Origin of the sequence: Rhizobium sp. N621 (assembly GCF_001664325.1) — a bacterium.
Taxonomy (GTDB): domain Bacteria; phylum Pseudomonadota; class Alphaproteobacteria; order Rhizobiales; family Rhizobiaceae; genus Rhizobium; species Rhizobium esperanzae.
Genome location: NZ_CP013495.1, coordinates 1,406,763 through 1,425,491, shown reverse-complemented (window position 1 = coordinate 1,425,491; position 18,729 = coordinate 1,406,763). Strand labels below are relative to the sequence as shown.

The window sequence follows — 18,729 nt, the reverse complement described above, 5'->3', positions numbered from 1 at the left end:
ATCACGTTCCCAAGGGCGCAGCGTGCGGAACGGGAACGCCGACGGCCGGAGCAGGCGGATTGGTGTAGACCATCTGTGGAAATCTGACGCCGGGCATGCTTCTGGCCTCGCCGGAAAGCTTCCACTCGAAATAGGCGATCGTTCTCTCGAGCCCCTGGCGCAGGCTCACCGTCGGCTGCCAGCCCAGTTCCTGCTTTGCCCGGCTGATATCGGGCTTGCGCTGGGTCGGATCGTCGATCGGCAGGGGTTTGAAGACGATGCTTGATTTCGATCCGGTCATGTCGATGACCATTTCGGCCAGTTCTCGGACCTGGAATTCTCCCGGGTTACCGAGATTGATCGGACCGGTTACGCCGGCCGGCGTACCCATCAGGCGGATGAAGCCCTCGATCAGATCGTCGACATAGCAGAAGGAGCGCGTTTGCGTGCCGTTGCCGAAGATGGTGATCGGATCGTTTTGAAGCGCCTGAACGATGAAATTGGAGACGACGCGGCCGTCATTGGTCTGCATTCGTGGCCCGTAGGTATTGAAGATCCGTGCCACCCGGATTTCCACGCCATATTGACGGTGATAGTCGAAGAACAGCGTCTCGGCGCACCGCTTGCCTTCGTCGTAGCATGCCCGCGGGCCTATGGGACTGACGCTTCCGCGATACTCCTCGGGCTGCGGGTGAACCGCCGGATCGCCATAGACCTCGCTTGTCGATGCCTGGAAGATCTTTGCCTTGGTGCGCTTGGCCAGGCCGAGCATATTGATTGCTCCATGCACATTGGTCTTCACGGTCTGCACCGGATCGTGCTGGTAGTGGACCGGAGATGCCGGGCAGGCAAGGTTGTAGATCTCATCGACCTCCACATAAAGCGGGAATGTGATGTCGTGGCGGAGTATCTCAAAACGAGGATCGTCAAGAAGATGCAGCACGTTATCGCGCGAGCCGGTATAGAAATTGTCCACGCAGAGGACGTCATTGCCCTCTCGCAAAAGCCTTTCGCACAGGAATGATCCCAGGAATCCGGTGCCGCCGGTAACCATAATTCGCTTCTGTCCGTGCATTGATTTGCTCCGTTGTTAATGTTTGCCCACAGGGATGGAGAACATGTCAGCAGGCTCCCTTGCCTTTCAGGACCGCAGGAATTGTGCTGAGAAGGATGTGCCAGTCGAACCACAAGGATCGATTGTCGATGTAGAACTCGTCGAGTTGCTGCTGCAGTTCGATATCCGCATTGCTTCGTTCGGATATCTGCCAAAGCCCAGTCAGCCCCGGCGTTACCGAGCGCCGCTTGGCACGAAACTCGCTATCCATCGCCGAAAGGTGATATTCCGGGAAGGGGCGCGGTCCCACGAAGGACATCTCTCCTGCAATGATGTTCACCAACTGCGGGAGTTCGTCGAAACTCGATGAGCGAAGGACATGCCCGATCACCGGCAGGATGCGCGGATCCTGCCGAAGCTTGAAGTGGTTCGACCACTCGGCTTGTATGTCCGGATTGTCCCGGAACAATGTTTCGAGCCGCTGCTCCGCATCTCTGTACATCGTTCTCAGTTTCAGGACGCGCACCGGTTTGCCAGACAAGCCTTCCCTGGCGTGTCTGAAGAAGACGGGGCCCGGATCGATGGCATAGATCGCGGCGGCGGCAACCAGAATGCAGGGCATCAGCACCAGCGTCGCAGGGATAGCGATCACGAGATCGAGGACTCGACGAACCAGGTTCGAGCTTGCCGATCTCCCGCCGACGGCCAAGCGAACACCGATCTCTCCGCCGACATCCGCCGGTCGCAATCCGGTTATCTTGAGGTTCGGCGTGTCGGAGAGGAGGATGACTTCGGCGAACTGTCGACGCATCGTTGCCAACTCGGCGATAAATGAGCCCGTATCATCAGCGATCAAGGCAATCGACGGCCCATTGTCGGCTAATGCTTCCGAGGTATCGGGAGAAAAGGATTCCGGCCGAATGCCGTAGTGCCAATGCTCTGAGAAATACGCCATGAGCGCGGGGATGCGATTGCGGGCACCGACGATCACTGCCCGCTCACCCCAGATACCGATCCTCCAGGACAGTCGTCGTGCGGCCCCACGCATAAGAGGTTGAACAACCAATCCGAGGCCCAGGAAGCCGATGATCGGAAGCAGCACTCCTAGCCCTTCCGGCAGAAGGATCGCCCCAAACGCTGCAATGACCCCCACCTTGAAGGACGCTATCGTGCGGCGGCGCAGATGTTCGTGGTCGTGGAGGCGATATCCGGGATAGAGCGCGTTCGATGCATAAAGAACGATCGCTGCCAGCGCTGCGAGGGCGAAAGCGCGCTCCGGCACCATATTCTCCGAACCGTGCGGAAGAAACGGCAGCAGAAGAAGATAGGCTATCAGATAGCTTGCGATGTCGCCGGCAATCAGAAATGACGACGTAGCAAGCCGAGGCAACCTGCGCCTGAATGGAACCGGTATCTTCAGCCCTGCCCGTTTGTTGAATTCGTCGGTCGGCGTGGGGTTTGCCACGAAAGGGTTCGCCTTCCGCAGGTCGGACGTGATTGCTGACGGCGCAAATAGGGACATGATCGCTTCACACCTTTACGGCTGTTGCTTTTGGCGCACTCGATCCGAAAACCTGGTCTTCGATCGGAAACTTCCGAAGCCCCAGTCTCTGGAATGCTGTCAGTGAGATGAAGGTCGGCACGACGAGCGCATAGCGCCGCCACAGCCGTCGCGGCTCGCATAAAAGACGAAAGGCCCATTCGAAGCCGCTTCTTTGAATGAACCTTGGAGCTTGCCGCTTGAGGCCGGCGTGGAAATCGAATGCAGCTCCGACGCCGATAAGCATCGATGCATCCAGACGGTCACGCATGCGCGCCATCCAGAGTTCCTGCTTGGGACTGCTCAGCCCCACCCAGATGATATCGGCGCCGGATCGATTGAGCCGGTCCGCAATATCGGCTTCCTCTTGCGGTGACAGTTTATGAAAAGGCGGTGCATAGGAGCCGGCTATCTCAGCTTCCGGGAATTTCGCGAGAAGCCGCGCCTGCAAGTGCTGCAGCGTCTCGGGCGTTGCGCCATAAAGGAAGTGGCGTATACCCTTCGATGTGCCGGCCTCGAAAACAGACAACATCAGATCAGGTCCGTAGACCCTGTCGCTGTCCACATGGCCAGCACGCTTCAACGCCCATACCAACGGCATGCCGTCCGGGGTCACGAGGAACGCCCGGTTATGTATCGACCGGAGCTCTGGGTCATCTTGACATCGAACGACACCGTGTGCGTCGCGAACACACACATATTCCCTCCTGCCGTCTTCAATCCCTTTTTGAATAAAACCGGTCGCGCTTTTAAGATTAACTGCCGAAATGCGAACACCAAGGACATTAGTCCATTCCAGGGAGTCCTTTTGTTTAAGAACTGAAGTTTGGCCTCTGTCTGCTGGTTGCTTTCCCATGACCTACGCTTTCGCGATTTAAACTGTCACCAGAATATGCCGGCAGAGCGATTGCCTCCATACTTTCAGTTCCAACTATTGGACGTAGAAGACACTTCATATTCCTACGCCTTCGGCCGAGATAAGTTACAATGTTCGAAGTAAGGCGGCGTACCCCCACGGCTTGCCACGTTGCTCTTTTTGATGAGTACGATCCCGAAAGAGCGGTTTGACCTTCACAAAGCCGCGGAAGATAGTCACTCTCGCGCCAAGCCTGGGCGGACCTGCGCGCGAATAAAGCGGGGGAGAGATGGTTAACCCAACAGGCGAGATGACAGGCCCGGCTGGCGAGCCTTCAGAGCTGCCCGGCAAAACTAACCAGCTACAGAAAGACCTGAGCTCTCATGGGTATATCGTCATCAGAGAACTATTGTCCCCCGATCAGGTGGAGCGCTTACGGCTGATTATCAAGCAGCACCTGAAGTCGGGAGGTCGCTACCAGTACGGCGGCAAACTCCAGCTTCATGCCATGTATGTCGCAGAGGAAATCGCCAAGTTTCTGACTTCCGATGTGATCCTCAGTCGCCTCAAGGAAATCACGCGACCGCTTGACGTCATTCTCACGGGCGAATGCGATATGATGATCAACACGACATCGTCATGGCATAACGACGTTCCCCACCACCCTGCCTGCATCGACGGAACCATCTTCGCGGACGAGTCTTTCAGGGTCTACAAGATCGCATTCTACCTACAGGACCAGGACGAAAACTCGCCGGCGACATTGAAGGTTCGACCAAGATCTCACCTCAAGGGCCTGGTTGAGAGCATGCCGGAGAAGGGCTTGGGTATAGGGGCAGGCGATGCCATCATCTTCGACGTGCGCATCGAACACGCCGGTCAAATGCCGACACTCGTTGACAGAAGCCTACGCAAGTTCTTTGAGCGGATCGGGCCGCGACTTCGCCTCGACTCGCAAAAGGCTTTCACCCTGACACGTTCAGCCCTCCGACGGATGGTCGGGACCGGTGACCGCATGGCGCTTTTCATGACCTTTGGTCCGTCCGATCCATGGACCCACTCTTATGCCGAAGAAGGCTGCAATCGCCATCCCGGCGTTCGGGGAACGCTGAGTGCAGAGGTTCTGAAACAGCTCGCTGCCAATAACATCAGCCCGCCCATTATCGGCAAGCCGGTCGCACCCCAGCAGGTTTCCGGCCCGGGAACTTGATGCGTATAGCTCCGTCGGCGTATGCATTCGAACCTGACGCAGTATCCGTTGGAATTTTCGCTCTGGGCCGGTTCGCTGAGGCCATGACGCCATAGCTCCTACCGGCAGCAGTCATTTCCGTCGCGTTGCGGCCTTGTTATTTGGGGTGCGACGCTACGCTGCCTATGTCGATCCCAGCCTTTTGAAGATCGCTTAGACTGCCAAACTCTCCCGACGGCATGGTCTCCGGATGTATCCTGAAGCTCTTGTCGTTCAGATTGCCGCTGTAGCGGTTACGCGCAAATTGCACCGATCCGAGCTTGTGGTCAGGCACGTAGATGTATGCCGCCAGCCCATTACCGCTGTTGACCGACACGATATTGTCCTCGATACGATTGGGGCCTGCCCAAGGGGGACGCCACCCCCGGCCCGTACCGTCATCGACGCGAAAGGCAGCCCCAGACCCGCCTGTAATGATGTTCCCGGTCACCAGGTTGCTCCAGCCGCCGTTTATGCCGATCGCCGATATGTTATCCGAAAGCGTATTTCCTTCGATGCGCACTCCACTCGCCTTGCCGTCGGTATAGATCGCCCAACTGATAGGAGAAGGCCATTCACTGGTATTTTCATATCCAGGAGGCCAGAATGTCCCATCGACCCTGTTCATAAGCTGACCTGTTCCGGTGACGAGATTGTCGCGAATGCTGCTGTTCAAAGGGTCCGTCTGCTCACCCATCATCTTGATGGCACCGCCATCTGCCGTTTGCTGATTGGCGTTGCGGACCACGTTGTGTTCGATGACCGCGTCATGAACTGCGTCCTGATCTCCCCACAGCGAGCCACCGGCGATACCGAACTGGGCTGCGTTTTCGATGAGATTATGAGCGATCCTGACATTGTCGGCAGCCTGGAACCAGATCCCGGCCGTTTCGAAATAGACCCTGCCGATGTCATGGATGTGGTTCGACAGGATTGTCGCACCGTGGGACTTGAGGAAGGTGCCGTAGGTCGTGCCGACATAAATCCCGTTGCCGGCCACATCCGCAATCACGTTGCCGGCAATCAGGACATCTTTGCTCTCGGAAACATGGATGCCGACGCCGACATTGTCGATGGAATTGCCAAGCAGCCGGACGCCGTCCGCCCGGTCGAGCCGTATGGCGCCGAAGCTCCTGGTGTCGGTACCGAACTTGCCGCTGCCGCGCGGATCCCCATCCCGGAACTGGAGCCCGGATACAACCATTCCATCGGCTCCATCCAGCCTGAAGAATGTCGGCAGGATGCCGGCGACAGCCGTAGAACTGATTGGCAATCCATCGGTCGGGAGGTAGACGAGTTGCTCCTTGGCGCGGTCATACCACCACTCGCCGGGAGCATCGAGCAGGGCCGCCGCCCCGGCCAGGAAATAGCGGCTGCCTTCCGCGGTGAAGAAATAGGCAGTGCCTCTGGTGTTGATGGCCCGGTTCGCGGTGTCGATTGAGACCACTGGGAGGGTGTCACTGCCCCATTGGCTGCCGGGGCGAAAACCACCGACAATATGGGCGACAAGCCCCGCTGTATTTTTCGAGATCGCAAGATCGCCGGCATGGAAGCAAAAACGCGTGTTGCCATGCCATATGTCATCATCCTCAGTACACTTGGCCGCAAAAAGCCATCCTTTGCGCGGATCTCCATCGAGCGGGGCGTTGGGAAAGCGTGCCTGCGTCTGCACCGCCCCCTTGACGAAAAGGTCGCCCACCTCCCTGCCTGCAGGCAGCTTCAGTGATGCCGTCCAGCGGCCATCGGCCTGTGCCGTCCAATTGCGTACAAGCGGACCCCCGTGCAGAACCGGCGCTTCGTTGCACCTCGCCGCGATGACAAGGCCCGCGTCGCGCGCGTCGAAGACGATCGGTTCAGAGAGATAATAGTCCCCGCCGCCCATTGCGATCGTATTTTGGCCGCCCTTCTCACGCGCAGCATCCTGAGCTCTCTCGATGCTGACAAAAGGACCGTCGGTATGCTGAGGATTGGGTTTGGGAAGACGCCCACTCCAACTGTCCTTGCCATTAGGAGAAACATAGAATACCGCCCGGGCCGCAGATGTGCCCGTCAGTACTTTGCTCAGTGAAGTCCCCTTCAACCTGTCGGAAAAGATAGCCGGCGACGCTTCCGCGCAAGTCGCTTCCCTGAGCGCCGTCTGCAGCTTATCGGGCGCATCTGCGTCCGAAGTCACTGAGGCCGGGTTGCTCGGCTGCGGAAAGAGCGTCGTAAAGAGAATGCTCAAGATTGATGCGAAACGCAGCCTCAAATCTGCATCTCCGCCGTTTTGCTGCGCGCCGATGTCCGCATTTGCTGGCCGGGGGTCATTGAAACAACGGGCTCGTATAGAGAGAACATGATGATGCCCGACATAAACAGAACGAAAATCGCGTCATTCTGAATTAGGAAGATGGTCTCGGTCATGTTCATCACCAAAATGACGACTGTGAAGACATTCAGCCAGAGCCAGCAATAGCGCGGGTCCCGGCATTGGAGGACCGCCCCTTGGCGCAATGCCTGTAGAAGCATCAGAGCGAACAAAATCATTCCGCTTATTCCGAAGTTCAGCAGCGTATCGCGGAATCCGTTATGGGCATGGGGAGCCATCCATTGGATCTTCGACCAGATAATCCAGGCCTCGGGATTCGCCTCTGTCCAAAACGCCTGGTAGCCGAAGCCGAGCAGCAGATGATCGGCAATCTGACCATCGACCAGTTCCCACAAGGGCACTCGGCCCGTTAAAGTGGCATCCTTGCCAAGCGCCTCCAGGAATGGAACCAGGAATTCGTGAAGCAAAAGGAGGAGCCCGATGAACATTTGAACAAAAAACAGGATGAGGACGATGCGACTGATCCCACCGATCCGCCGCAACAGGGAATAGAACCCGATCAAGCAATAGGCAGATACCGTCGCAATGATCGCGGTCATCGATCCGGAGCCCATGAGACAGGCCCCACCCGCGATCAAGAAAAGCAAAGCGGTTCGCCGCAAACCCCGGTTACCGTCCATTAAAACGGCCGTCGACACCAGTATCATCATGGCGGCATACCAACCGAGACTGTTCTTGTGGATGAATATGCCACGCACGGCGCCGTCCATCGGCATGCGAGCGAGACCCGGCGACGCCACGAAGACCAGCAGGCTGAGGACGATGCATATTCCGAAGGTGGCAAATGCCAGGAGAAGCAACTGCCGTGGTGTGAACCGTATCGCCAGCACGTAAGCCAGAAGCACCGTAAAGAGCAGGCCGATGGCGCGCCTGAATGTCGTTGATGGGCCTACCGACCAGAAGACGGACACAAACGGCATGGCGACCATCAGGGGGACAAACCAATTTCGCTTGAGCGCCGTTAGAAATTGCGGAAAATTCCTGACCAGCATCAACAATGTAAAGCCGTATACGGGTAGGCAAAGCAGACGCAATATAGACCGGGCGTGATCGCTAAGGGCTCCGTCGGCGTCCGCCAGCATGAGCGGGAAAAGGGCGCCTGTCTGAAGGAAAAGGCAGAAGCCCGCGCCCCAGCATTCTATCGCTCGCCAACTGACGGTTGGCCCATTCGCGGCTCTAAGCGTATCGGCTCTCATCATCGGTCCCGATTTGCTTGGACGGATGAGTGGCTGCTGATCGCGGCAATTTGGAAAGACATGGGTCCCCTTTCACAGCTGCGCTGCTTACCAACGAACATCCCGCCACATCCCCAGTCAACTGACGCAAACGAAGACGGAGCTAAGCCTAACGCGCATACCCACCGTCCAAGGACGTTGGTTGGGTTAAGCTCACGGTCACCCCCTCCCCCAAAAGTTGGTGCTTGGGCCAACGGCATTGCCCATAAGAGCAGATGTCACCCGTGACCAATCGCCGGTAGCTTGGCGATGAAAACATACCGCGAAGATCGCGCTGAGCCGCAGTTGGTGGTGAAGTGAGGCAATAGTTCTGGCGCAGCTGGCTGTTGGCAGTGACGCTTGGAAGGGTTGGGATTCTTATGGTTCTGCGTCATGGTCCTGGTTTCGTATGCACTATAACGGAAGCGTCACGCGTTGCGGTGGTGACCCTACGAGCTCAGGGCGGAAGCCTGATCGCGCAGAATGATGCCTGTCCGCCTCTCATCTCTTTCCATCAATTCGCGTTGCCGAACGAACGAGCGTTCGCAACTCCGGCGTACCGATGTGTCGCGCAGCAACGCGCTTGAGAGGGGGTGTCATGGAGCGGCCGACGATCAGCGTCCTCATCAACAACTACAACTACGGTTGTTTTCTTCCTCGGGCGATCGACAGCGCCTTGCGCCAAAGGGCGTCTGATGCCGAGATCATCGTCGTCGATGACGGCTCGAGCGATCAGTCGCGCTCGGTACTCGAAGGTTATGAAAAGCGGGTGAAGGTGCTCTTCCAGGAGAACCAGGGGCAGGCCGCCGCCATTAATGCTGCTGTGAAGGCAAGCAGTGGTGACATCCTCTGTTTTCTGGATGCCGATGACTGGTGGGCGCCGGACAAGCTGTCGGCAACAGCCGCTGCTTTCCAGTCGAATCCTCATGCATCTCTTGTTTATCACCGACTTCAGCCAACGCAGACCGATGGCTCAATGGCCTTCAAGCCAATTCCTCGAACCCTGTGTTCGGGAGATTTGTCGCTGCGCCTTGCGAGATCGGCTGGCTGGTGGCCCTTCCCACTGACATCAGCCATCGCAGTAAGACGTAGCGCCTGGAAAGCGGCAGGAGATATTCCCGAGCAGTTCCACATTTCCGCCGATGCCTGGCTCACGGGCATCTACCCATTTCTGGGGGATGTTGTCGCCCTGTCGGATTCACTCGGATTCTACCGGATTCACAACAATAACTGGTATCGGCCAGTCGATGACGCCGCCATGCTGCGAAAGCGGCTGGCCCATTGGCGGACTGTCGTTGACGCGACGAACCAGTTTCTTTCCGTGCACGGCTTAGCCGGAAGGCTGCGTCTGGCCGATCACTTTCCGTATCGGGTGGCCTCAGCCAGACTGGAGGGCGCAGATGCACGCACCCGGTTCAGACTTGCCGCCGAAGGACTTTTTTTCGCCGGAGAACCAAACTTGCTGAGGCGTATGCGTGAGGCATTGCGGACAGTCCGCGACCTTCCTCGACGCGGTCAGGCCGTCAGCTTGTCGGAGTCGGCACGATGAAGGCGCTGATGCTGGTTTCCGAACTCGAAGACTACACCATCTCCTTCGCCAGCGGTGTTGCGCAACACCTGCAGGTCGTGCTCGCAGTGCCGCGTCGGCGCTACGCCAACCTTGTCTCCTCTTTCGATCCGGCCGTCGATCTGCGCCTTTTGGACTGGCCACGGCACCGCTCGCTCTCCAATCCCTGGTTCCTGCACCAACTCACGCGTCTCATCCGGCACGAGCGGCCGAACGTCATTCACCTTCTAAGCAATTCAACGCTCTGGCTGAACTTTGCTGCGCCATTCTGGCGGCCGATCCCGCTCGTGACGACTGTCCATGACGTTGACGTGCATCCCGGCGATTCCGACACCCGAACGCTGCCGGCCTGGGCTCCGCAATTGATCGTGCGGCAATCGGGTCATGTCGTCGTCCATGGCGAGGGGCTGAAACGAATGGTTCTCGAGCGATATTCAAAATCGCCCGAGTGCGTCCATGTCCTGTCGCATCCGGCCATTCATCGCTACGCGGAACTCGCTCGGCAGCACAAGATGGTGCGGCGCCGCGCAGATGGAACCTTGCGCGTCCTGCTTTTCGGGCGGATTTTTGCTTACAAGGGGTTGGAGCATCTGGTCCGCGCCGAGGCGCTGCTGAAGGACCAGCTCCCCAATCTGCGCATCACGGTCGCCGGCCGCGGCGATGATCCCTGGATCTTCCAGCCTCTTATGGGCGAAGCAGGCCGCTATGATATTCGCAACCGTTTTATCGAGGACATTGAGGTCGCCCAGCTTTTTCTGGATGCCGATATCGTTGTTCTTCCCTACACGGAAGCCTCGCAAAGCGGTGTACTCAACCTTGCCGCGGCATTTGGCAAACCGGTCATCGTGACCGATGTCGGCGAATTGCGCGCCACCGTTCTGCCGAACGGACTGGGAATGGTGGTTCGGCCAGGGGACGTCGAACAGCTCGCCAGCGCCATCCGGACACTGGCTGATAACAGCGAACTGAGAAGCAGCTTCGGGACCAGCGCGCTCGCCTGGGCCACAGGTCCGAATTCGCCTGAACAGGTCGGGGCGCAGGCTGCGGCCGTTTATCGCGAGGTGGTCGGAGCATGCGAATGACGGCGCTCACAGAGGGGAATCGGATAGCGGTGCGGAATGCAGCAGCAACCGTGCGCCACTATGTCCCGGGTGGATGCGAGAACGGCGGCGGAATTGGCAGGCTGGTCGGTTATATATCGAGGACGGCGAAGGAGGCGGGCGAAACGCACCTCGTCACCGACACCAGAGGACCGCGCTGGTCCCTGTTTACGTCGCCGATGCGCATGCTCGGCGCCATCTTGATGATGGCCAAGGATCGGATAATTGCTCCGGCGCGCATTCACCATATCCATATTGCCGGTCGCGGCAGCACCGCTAGAAAACTGATCCTCACCGAGGCTGCCCGCCTCCTCGGATGCTCTCACATATTGCACCTGCACGATTACGACTACGCGAGTGACTTTGCCGCACGCTCGCCACGGCAACAAATGCTCATACGCCGGATGTTCCAACATGCCGACCAGGTCGTAGCGCTGGGGCAGCGCGACCGTATGACGCTAACGACGCTTCTGGGCGTGGACGAGCGCCGCGTGGCCGTCATCCGCAATTGTGTTCCCGACCCCGGCGCGCGCAGTGTTCACGTCGGCAAGATGCCGTTGATCGTCTTTCTCGGCCGACTGAGCGAACGCAAAGGCGTTGGGGAGCTTCTGCTCGCCTTAAGTCATCCGATTATGAAGGCGCTCCAGTGGCGAGCCGTGCTGGCAGGCGACGGACCTGTGGAAGACTACCGACGCCAAGCCGCAGCCCTGGGCCTTTCAGATCTGGTGAAAATGCCGGGCTGGCTCGGCGCCGACGAAGCGCAAGCCTTGTGTGCACGGGCAGATATCCTGGTCCTACCTTCGCATGCCGAGGGTTTGGCAATGGCTGTGGTCGAAGGACTCGCCCACGGGCTTGCGGTCATTACCACGCGCGTCGGCGCGCATGGCGAGGTCATCTCCGACGGTGAAACGGGCGTCTTCGTGCCTGTCGGAGACAAGGATGCCCTGGCTGCGGCGCTGGCGAAACTCGTCAGCGATCCGGAAATCCGCAACCGCCTCTCGGCCAAGGCCCGAGCTCATTATCTCGATCAGTTCAGTATGAAGGCCTATATGCGATCGCTGGAAAAACTCTACGACGCCGTCTCCGCGCAACCTCAAACGTCGGTTGGTGAACGATGACCATTTCAACTATCCCGCCAGACCGCAACACCTCGCTCTCGTCGATGCGCTACGATCCCCGGTTTCAGGTAGAAACGAGGTCGGACGACTTTGACCTCACATCGGGCCTGCGTCTTATCCGGCGAAGGATGGCGATGATCGCGGCTATCATCACGCTGTTTATGGCGATCGCCGCGATCATGGTTTCGGGATTGAAGCCGAGTTTTCATGCCGAGTCCCGGCTGATAATCCACACGCCTCTGGCGACGAAACTCGGCCCGGAGGATTCCGGCCGCAACGATCCGCTGGACGCCGCATCGGAGACCGAACGGCTTCTTTCCAGAAGCATTGCAGAGCGGGTAATCCGCGACCTGCGGCTCGATCAGTGGCCGGAATTCAATCCGGCGCTGCAAGAGAGCTCGCTTATCGACAGGATCCGAGCAATGTTGCGCGGTCTGGTCGACAGAGAAAAACCATTCTCGCCGGTACGAAACAGCATCGAGCCAATCATCCCGAAGTACTACAAGGCATTGCGCGTATGGCGTGATGGCCAGAGCGATGTTATTCAGATCGGCTTCGATGCGAGCGATCCCCAACTGGCAGCCTCGGTCCCGAACCGGCTCATCAGCATCTATCTCGAAGAGCGGAAGGACGGTCTGCGGGGGCGCCTGGACGCGGCAGAAGAATGGGTTCTGCAGCGCATCGCCGAACAGAAGGACCGCGCTGCGGCAGCACGCGATGCCGCCGACGCGTATCAGAAAACGATGGACGTTGGCTTAAATGACGACGATCAGGTTGAACAGATCAAGTCAATAATGGAGCTGGGCGAGCGGCAAACAAAAATCGAACAAAGCCGCACTGAAGCGAGAGCAACGATATCTGCACTGGAAGCGGCCGACGACCTCTCGCTTGCCCTGCAGAATATCGTTATTCCCGACAGCATTGGCACGGCGCAACGGGAGCTTCGTACGCAGGAGCAAGATCTCGAGCGCCTTCTCGAGATATATGGCAACACCGCCGAAGCCGTTGTCGATATGCGGGCGAAAATTCTCAAATCCCGCACCGATCTCAGCCTTGCAGTCGATCGATATCTTCAATCCATCCGCTCCAAGCTTGCGGCGCTCGATCATGAGGATGACGCCGTCCGGTCGGCCTTGGCGGTTGCTCATGAGAAGCGCGCTCGCTCTGCCCTGGCGCAAACGGAGCTGGCGCGACTCCAACGCATGGCTGACAAGGAGCAGACCGCGCTTGATAAGCTCGAGGAGCAGCGCCGTGGCCTGGCTGCGCAAGCCATGCTGCCGGGAGCGGAACTGGAAGTTTTGTCACCGGCAGCAGTGCCGCTGGCACCGCAGGGGCGCGGACGACTTTTCTATCTGGTCGGCGCCCTCCTGGCTTCGATATCGATCGCGGTAACAGCCGCTTTCGTGGTCGAGATGCTGGATAACTCCGTCCGCAGCTTCGATCAGATGGCCGGAATGCCTCGCATAGCGCCAGCCGGATTCATCCCGCGGCTGAAACGGAAGGACCGGGGGGATCCATCTATGCTCTTTGGGTACATTCAAGACGGAATGTTTGACGAAGCAATTCGCTCGGTCATAACTTCGCTCAAACAGTCCAACGGTGGAAAGCTACCTAACAGTATTGTCGTGACGTCGGCTCACAGCGGAGAGGGCAAGTCGCTTGTCGCCAGATCACTGGCAATCGATCTCGCCGCAAACGGAATTCCGGTGCTGCTTGTTGATGGCGACCTCAGACACGGAAATCTCGACTCGTTTTTCAGGTCAGAGCTACAGCAGGGGTTGAACGAATTCCTGTGTGGACAGGCTGGAATCCGGGACATTGTCGATCACCATCCGAGCGGCATCGATTTCATTCCGGCCGGCAATGCCACTCTCCATCGGCGCGCCCGCATGACGGATGCGGCCGACATCGTCTCGATGGCCGCCTCGCTGGGCCAAGTCGTGATCTTCGACAGCGCACCTGTGCTCGCCTCGGCTGATACGATGCATCTGACGGCCTTAGCAGAACGAACGCTCGTGGTCGTTAAATGGGGTAAGACGAGCCGTCGCGCCGTCGAATTTTGCTTACATCAGCTGAGGACCGCACGCAACGCAGAGCTCTGCGTTGCGATAAACAACGTCAATCCGAAACAACACGCCATGTACAACTTCAGCGATTCGGAATTGTTTGTGAAATCACTGAGGAAATACCACGAATTCACCTGAACCGGGAGTGCATTCACATCTGGTTCTGCCAAAACAAATTACGGAGACCGTAGTGAAGAATAAAAACAAGGTTGCGCTGATTACGGGTATAACAGGTCAGGACGGTGCTTACCTGGCCGAGTTTCTCTTGGAGAAGGGTTATATTGTTCACGGCCTCAAGCGACGCTCATCGTCATTCAACACCAGCCGCATCGAGCACCTATACGAGGATCCCCATGTCGAGAATCCCCGGTTCATCTTGCATTTCGGGGACATGACCGATTCAACGAACCTCATCCGTGTCGTTCAGGAAACGCAGCCGGACGAGATCTATAACCTCGCAGCACAGAGCCACGTTCAAGTCTCCTTCGAGACGCCGGAATATACGGCCAACGCGGATGGAACCGGCACACTTCGGCTGCTTGAAGCAATTCGCCTCCTGGGACTGACCAGGAAGACTCGCTTCTATCAAGCGTCCACCTCGGAACTCTACGGCAAAGTGCAGGAAGTTCCGCAAAGCGAAACGACGCCTTTCTACCCTCGCTCACCCTACGCAGCGGCCAAGCTCTACGCCTATTGGATCGTGGTCAACTATCGCGAGGCATATGGAATGCACGCCTCGAACGGCATCTTGTTCAATCATGAAAGTCCGATTCGCGGCGAAACCTTCGTGACCCGTAAAATCACCCGGGCGGCGGCTGCGATCCATCTTGGACTGCAGGAAAGGCTCTATCTCGGCAATTTGGATGCACAGCGCGACTGGGGACATGCGCGCGAATATGTCCGTGGGATGTGGCTGATGCTGCAACAGGACGAACCGGAGGACTATGTCCTTGCAACCGGTGAAACGCACTCGGTTCGTGCCTTTGTCGACAAGGCCTTTGCCAAGGTGGGCATGCCGATTGATTGGCGTGGGACCGGAGTTGAGGAAAAGGGATATGACAAGACATCCGGTCGGTGCGTGGTGGAAATCGATCCGGCTTATTTCCGCCCGACTGAAGTTGACCTTCTGATCGGTGATCCGACGAAGGCGCATACGAAGCTTGGCTGGAAACACGAGACCAGTCTTGATCAGCTGGTTACGGAGATGGTCCGCGAAGATCTGAAAGTCATGGCACGAAATGTTCCGGCGGTGAGCGTAACCAAGGGTTTTGCCTATGCCTGAGGTGACCTGTCGCCGGCCACCACGGCATGGTGGGCTCCGCGATCATGCGATCGTCTCGCTTCCGAGGACTGCGAGATTCAAACACTACCCTGCACAAGGCAAAAAGCCCGGCTCGAGAGCCGGGCTTTCCTGATCGACCGAAGTCAAACCAGATTAGAACGAACGCTGCAGGCGGAAGTAGCCCGAGGTGGAGTCGTCGCCGTCTTCCGGATCGAGGTACTGAACCGAAGCCTTGGCGTAGAAGTTGTCGACGATCTGGTAATCAACCGTCAGACCAACCTTCCAGGCATCGCCGTCGGCGAAGTCGTTACCGTCAACACCGTAGTCGCTGTAGTACTGGACGCCGGGGGTGATCTTGAGCTTGTCGGTTGCCTTGATTGCGTATTCGGCAGCGATCGCCCATTCAGCTGCGGTGTAGTAGGAGCTCGGGCCGGTGGCGTAGACGGCTGCGAGGCCGAGCGTGCCGGGACCGATGTCAACCGTACCCATTGCGCGGATAGCGCCTTCTTCGTTGTCGACGTCGTAGCCAGCAGTGATCTGGTAGCTGAAGATGCCACCCTTGCCGCCGAGACCGACTGCAACGCCGACGTTGTTCGGGTCTTCGTCCGTCTTGTAGAAGCCGTCTTCCAGTTCGTCGACGCTGATGCCAGCGTAGAAAGCGTCGGTTTCGTACTGATAACGGATGGAGTTATGCAGCGTGACGGGCGAGCCGATATCGTCGGTTTCACCCGAGAGACCATCGTCCCACCAGCTGTAGAACAGACCAGCGCGGAAGCCGGCGATGTCGAGGTAAGCGGAGTCGAGCTTAGCGTTCTGATCCGAAGCGTTGTCAGCATTGAACTGCATGACGATGACGCCGGTCAGCGGACCATACTCGGTGTCGCTCTTGGCGGTGAACTGAACCTGACCGCGAGTAACGGCATCCCAGTCCGAGTCGTTGCCGCGATCGTCGGTTGCGCCGACATTTTCGCCAACGTTAACCTGGAAACGGATGTAGCCGTTGATCTTCAGGCAGGTTTCCGTGCCCGGGATGTAGAAGTAGCCGGTGCCGTAAGCGTCGCAGACGCGAACATATTCAACCGGTTCCGGCTCAGCAGCAACAATAGCGTCAGCAGCCTGAGCACCGGAAACTACTGCGAGAGCAGCAGCGGAGCCGAGAAGAAGGCTCTTGATGTTCATAAATGACCTCCAATTCAAAGTTTCGATCGGGTTTGAGATCTTTCGCTGAGCAGCGTTCCCTGCCCCATCCCCGTGTTTCAAGAAGTGGACGATCCGTCGCCCTTGCTTCCGAGGGTGAAAATACAAGACGGCGCCCGTCACGCAATCACCAACTTACTCGAATGGGTGGTTTGCGGGAGCCTTCCCGGCATTCTGTTGCCGAAAGGACACAAGTCGGGCAACCGGCCCCGATTTCCTTTATGCTTTGTTAAGAAAAGCCTGATTTTGCCGCTGCTTAGCCGAAGTCGATAAAGAGCTGGACAGTCGCTTTCCGACGCATTCGCGACACTTTTTTGACAAGTTCGGGGAGTTGCGGGAAAGACGGCAGCTCCCGAGAGCGTAACCGCACGTTCACGGATCCGCTCGCTACCGCCTGAGCGCAGAAGCTCGGGACGTGATTCCTGCCGGCGATTCTCCCTCTTCGAAGCGAAGCGATTCTACCTCGCGCGACGGCAGAGATAGCCGACCAGCGCATCGGCCCGAAAATCGGAATCGATTTTCCGTAAGCATGATGCGTAGATTCGTAGGGTTAGAGCCTCCTCGTGCGTCCGACAGGACGTACGGCGCTCTAAGGGGCCGTGATTCGCCAATGGAAAGTGAGACCAGAGATACGCTGCGGAAATCGAAGTGGCGGAGAAGATGGGATTCGAACCCACGATACGCTTTTGACGTATACTCCCTTAGCAGGGGAGCGCCTTCGACCACTCGGCCACCTCTCCGGTGCGGCCTAACTAGGGTGAGCGATCTGTGAATGCAAGGGTTTTTTGAGTTTTCACCAGAAGAAATGCAGGGGCCGGCGTTTTGGCTTTTGACGGACGGACGAGAACAATCGCTCGTCTGCGCCCACCCCCAAAAGCTCTGCCGATCGATCCTTCAGGCGCACACGCCTTACGGCGCGCGCGCTCGCGGACTCAGCTCAACAGGCTCTTCAGATCGGCCGAGGGGTCGGCGAGAATCGCTCGATCGGGATTGGCTCCGGATTCCAGCAGCTTCTTGCCGGTCACATAGGCCTTCGCATCATTGATCGCATCGACAGCGATCAGCCGGCCTTCCCTGAAGTACCAGATTGAATGAGCCCCTTCGCGGACACCAGGACGCAAAAGCGTGTCGTCATAACCGAGATTGAAGCCGGCAATCTGCAGCTTGACGTCATACTGGTCGGACCAGAACCAAGGCTTCGGTTCATAAGGCTCGTCGCCGCCGGCGATGAGAGCTGCCGCAGCTTCGGCCTGGTCGACGGCGTTCTGCACCGATTCGAGCCTGATGCGCCCACCCTGCCATGGAAGTGCGGCGCAATCGCCGGCAGCAAAGATCGCCGGATCGGAGGTGCGGGCGAATTCATCGACGAGGATGCCGTTGGCGACTTCCAGACCGGCATCCTTGGCAAGCTGGTCGTTCGGCACGACGCCGATGCCGACGACGACGAAATCGACATCGATGACCGAGTCGTCGGAAAGGGCGGCGCCGGAGACCCGGCCATCCTTGCCGATCAGATGTTTCAGGCCGGTCTTCTCGCGGATCACCACGTCGTGGCTCTCGTGGATGGCGCGCATGAGGTCGGCCGTTTCCTTCGCCGCGACGCGCTGCAGGATGCGATCGGCCATTTCGATGACCGTGACTTCGAGACCACGATGGCGAGCGACGGCCGCAGCTTCGAGGCCGATGTAACCGCCGCCGATGATGAGGACGCGACGGCCGGGGCGCATTTCATCGGCCAGCAGATCGGCATCGCGCTTGTCGCGGGCGACATAGACGCCTTCGAGATCGCCGCCGATGGCCGCCGGCAGCCGGCGCGGCGTCGAGCCGGTGGCGAGCACCAGCGTACCATAGTCGAGAACGGAGCCGTCCTGCAGCAGAACTTGCTTGCTGTCCCGCTTGATCTCCTCGGCCCAGGTCGAAAGGCGAAGATCGACGTCGTTGTCGGCATACCAGTGTTCCGGGCGGAACAGCAGGCGGTCGAAGCTCATTTCGCCGAGCAGATATTTCTTCGAAAGCGGCGGTCGCTGATAGGGCGCCACATCCTCGGCGCCGATGAGGGTGATCGGGCGCGTATCCTTCAAAGCACGCAGTTTGGCCGCCAAGGCGAAACCCGCCTGTCCCGCGCCGATGATCACCACTCTATCCGTCACGATCTCACTC

General features: G+C 58.3%; 13 protein-coding genes and 1 tRNA gene. 6 read left to right on the top strand and 8 right to left on the bottom strand.

Annotation, left to right across the window (positions count from 1 at the left end):
- Position 1 precedes the first annotated feature (1 nt).
- Genes AMK00_RS06950 through AMK00_RS06940 form a run of 3 tightly spaced genes read right to left on the bottom strand, consistent with a single transcriptional unit; the run spans position 2 to position 3,429 of the window.
- Complete coding sequence (locus AMK00_RS06950; protein ID WP_064809991.1) at positions 2 to 1,054, bottom strand: UDP-glucuronic acid decarboxylase family protein; 1,053 nt, start codon at positions 1,052 to 1,054, stop codon at positions 2 to 4.
- 46 nt (positions 1,055 to 1,100) lie between these two features.
- On the bottom strand, positions 1,101 to 2,555 hold the full coding sequence (locus AMK00_RS06945; protein ID WP_064809990.1) for a sugar transferase: 1,455 nt from the start codon (positions 2,553 to 2,555) through the stop codon (positions 1,101 to 1,103).
- A 7-nt stretch (positions 2,556 to 2,562) separates the two neighbouring features.
- On the bottom strand, positions 2,563 to 3,429 hold the full coding sequence (locus tag AMK00_RS06940; RefSeq protein ID WP_064809989.1) for a WecB/TagA/CpsF family glycosyltransferase: 867 nt from the start codon (positions 3,427 to 3,429) through the stop codon (positions 2,563 to 2,565).
- Between the two features lie 289 nt (positions 3,430 to 3,718).
- Here AMK00_RS06940 and AMK00_RS32895 point away from each other — a divergent pair, with 289 nt between their 5' ends.
- Entirely contained in the window at positions 3,719 to 4,639 is a 921-nt protein-coding gene (locus tag AMK00_RS32895; RefSeq protein ID WP_237350448.1) for a phytanoyl-CoA dioxygenase, read from the top strand.
- A 136-nt stretch (positions 4,640 to 4,775) separates the two neighbouring features.
- Here the strand turns inward: AMK00_RS32895 and AMK00_RS06925 are convergent, their stop codons facing one another.
- Both AMK00_RS06925 and AMK00_RS06920 read right to left on the bottom strand, forming a co-directional pair.
- Positions 4,776 to 6,905 carry a right-handed parallel beta-helix repeat-containing protein gene (locus AMK00_RS06925; protein ID WP_064809988.1) on the bottom strand — a complete coding sequence of 710 codons (2,130 nt, stop codon included), beginning with the start codon at positions 6,903 to 6,905 and terminating at the stop codon, positions 4,776 to 4,778.
- Positions 6,902 to 8,221 (bottom strand): O-antigen ligase family protein, encoded by a 1,320-nt coding sequence (locus tag AMK00_RS06920; RefSeq protein ID WP_064806046.1) that lies wholly within the window; start codon positions 8,219 to 8,221, stop codon positions 6,902 to 6,904. Before AMK00_RS06920 ends, AMK00_RS06925 begins: the two co-directional genes overlap by 4 nt.
- 616 nt (positions 8,222 to 8,837) lie before the next feature.
- Between AMK00_RS06920 and AMK00_RS06915 the strand changes: the two genes are divergently transcribed.
- The 5 genes from AMK00_RS06915 to gmd are packed head-to-tail and all read left to right on the top strand — an operon-like array spanning position 8,838 to position 15,372.
- On the top strand, positions 8,838 to 9,788 hold the full coding sequence (locus AMK00_RS06915) for a glycosyltransferase family 2 protein (protein ID WP_064809987.1): 951 nt from the start codon (positions 8,838 to 8,840) through the stop codon (positions 9,786 to 9,788).
- Complete coding sequence (locus AMK00_RS06910; RefSeq protein ID WP_064809986.1) at positions 9,785 to 10,888, top strand: glycosyltransferase family 4 protein; 1,104 nt, start codon at positions 9,785 to 9,787, stop codon at positions 10,886 to 10,888. Before AMK00_RS06915 ends, AMK00_RS06910 begins: the two co-directional genes overlap by 4 nt.
- The gene (locus AMK00_RS06905) at positions 10,879 to 12,024 is read left to right on the top strand and encodes a glycosyltransferase family 4 protein (RefSeq protein ID WP_064809985.1); all 1,146 of its coding nucleotides are present in this window, start codon (positions 10,879 to 10,881) and stop codon (positions 12,022 to 12,024) included. Before AMK00_RS06910 ends, AMK00_RS06905 begins: the two co-directional genes overlap by 10 nt.
- Positions 12,021 to 14,228, top strand: a complete 2,208-nt coding sequence (locus tag AMK00_RS06900; protein ID WP_064809984.1) for a GumC family protein — start codon at positions 12,021 to 12,023, stop codon at positions 14,226 to 14,228. Before AMK00_RS06905 ends, AMK00_RS06900 begins: the two co-directional genes overlap by 4 nt.
- Positions 14,229 to 14,280: 52 nt before the next feature.
- Complete coding sequence (gmd, locus tag AMK00_RS06895; RefSeq protein WP_064809983.1) at positions 14,281 to 15,372, top strand: GDP-mannose 4,6-dehydratase; 1,092 nt, start codon at positions 14,281 to 14,283, stop codon at positions 15,370 to 15,372.
- 153 nt (positions 15,373 to 15,525) lie between these two features.
- Here gmd and AMK00_RS06890 read toward each other — a convergent pair whose 3' ends face one another.
- The 3 genes from AMK00_RS06890 to AMK00_RS06880 form a co-directional block, all read right to left on the bottom strand.
- The gene (locus AMK00_RS06890; RefSeq protein ID WP_064801457.1) at positions 15,526 to 16,551 is read right to left on the bottom strand and encodes a porin; all 1,026 of its coding nucleotides are present in this window, start codon (positions 16,549 to 16,551) and stop codon (positions 15,526 to 15,528) included.
- A 667-nt stretch (positions 16,552 to 17,218) separates the two neighbouring features.
- Positions 17,219 to 17,309: transfer RNA gene (locus AMK00_RS06885), tRNA-Ser, on the bottom strand.
- Between the two features lie 192 nt (positions 17,310 to 17,501).
- A complete protein-coding gene (locus AMK00_RS06880; RefSeq protein ID WP_064809982.1) occupies positions 17,502 to 18,719 on the bottom strand; it encodes an NAD(P)/FAD-dependent oxidoreductase in 1,218 nt (405 codons plus the stop codon).
- Positions 18,720 to 18,729: the final 10 nt, after the last annotated feature.